The sequence below is a fragment of the Shewanella sp. Sh95 genome (assembly GCF_001308045.1).
GTDB classification, from domain to species: Bacteria; Pseudomonadota; Gammaproteobacteria; order Enterobacterales; family Shewanellaceae; genus Shewanella; species Shewanella xiamenensis.
On sequence record NZ_LGYY01000149.1, the window covers coordinates 1 to 1,339 of the forward strand.

The following is a 1,339-nucleotide window of genomic DNA, read 5'->3' on the forward strand; positions in this document are numbered from 1 at the left end:
CAATGGGCCACGATGTAGTCGCTAAAACTCATCAGAAAGAGGACGGGTCCACCTATGAAGATTACTACAATCGGTTTAGATATCGCAAAGTCTGTTTTTCATGCTGTTGGCGTCGATAAAGCAGGCAAGTTAATTAAAAAGAAAATGCTTAGACGCAAAGACTTGCTTCCCTTTATCGCGAAAATTGAGCCTTGTCTGATTGTGATGGAAGCCTGTAGTGGCGCAAATTACTGGACCAGAGAATTTGAGCTGTTGGGCCACAGCGTCAAGTTAATTGCTCCTCAATTTGTCGTGCCTTTTCGGCAAGGTAACAAAAATGACTACAATGATGCTTTAGCCATCGCGGAGGCTGCGCAGCGACCCAACATGCGGTTTGTAAAACCCAAAAGCGTCGAGCAGCAAGATGTGCAACTGCTCCACCGAATGCGCGAACGATTAACTAAGCAATCAACAGCCTTAATCAACCAAGTGCGAGGTATGTTAGCTGAATACGGCATCGTGATAGCCAAAAGTAAATCGGCTTTTAAAGTACAGTTTCCTGAGATTTTGACTAACGAAACCAATGCGCTGACTACCAAAGGTCGAACAATTTTTTATCAGTTATATGAAGAGTTTACAGATATAGAAAGACGGCTTAAGGATTGTGATACCCAAGTACTCACTGAAACGAAAAACAATGTGATTTGCCAGCGTTTAGAGACTATCCCAGGTATTGGTCCCGTCACCGCTACGGCCTTTTATGCGGCTGCTGGAGAGGGTAAAGACTTCAGTAATGGTAGACACTTTTCAGCTTGGTGTGGCTTGGTTCCCAAGCAACACAGCAGCGGAGGTAAAGATAACCTCCTTGGGATAAGCAAGCGGGGAAATGCGTATTTACGTACCCTGTTTATTCACGGCGCCAGAGCGGTGTTGCAGCACAGTTGTCATAAACAGGATAAATTTAGCTGCTGGGCAATACAGTTAGCAGAGCGCCGAGGTTTTAATCGAGCCTGTGTGGCCGTCGCCAATAAACTCGCGAGAATGGCATGGGTTATCGCGGCGCGTGAGGAAGAGTATCGGCTTCCAGTATAGTACTGAATAGATTCAATAAACGTGAATAATTAACCAACCAGCAAGTTGCTAAGACACTTGATTTGATGATGAGACAGTCAGACTGATCTACTAAAAACCTTAGTCGGGCATAGGCTCATTACGAAGCCGCAGGGATGATAAGGACTGTAGAAGCAGATATCCATCAGGGCCAGAGGGATCCCTCAATAACAGGCCGGATATATGGGTGCAATGAACTCTTCTCAAAATCGTTATCGAATGTCTTGCAAACCGGATGGGTCCATATATG

General features: G+C 45.3%; 1 protein-coding gene. It reads left to right on the forward strand.

The window, feature by feature from the left end:
- The first annotated feature begins 54 nt into the window (after nt 1-54).
- The gene (locus AEA42_RS11260) at nt 55-1,071 is read left to right on the forward strand and encodes an IS110 family transposase (protein ID WP_055647766.1); all 1,017 of its coding nucleotides are present in this window, start codon (nt 55-57) and stop codon (nt 1,069-1,071) included.
- Nucleotides 1,072-1,339 lie beyond the last annotated feature (268 nt).

Bases quoted from the DNA above. Each gene is read 5' to 3' on its own strand.
- AEA42_RS11260 (WP_055647766.1), top strand. From the start codon at position 55: ATGAAGATTACTACAATCGGTTTAGATATCGCAAAGTCTGTTTTTCAT.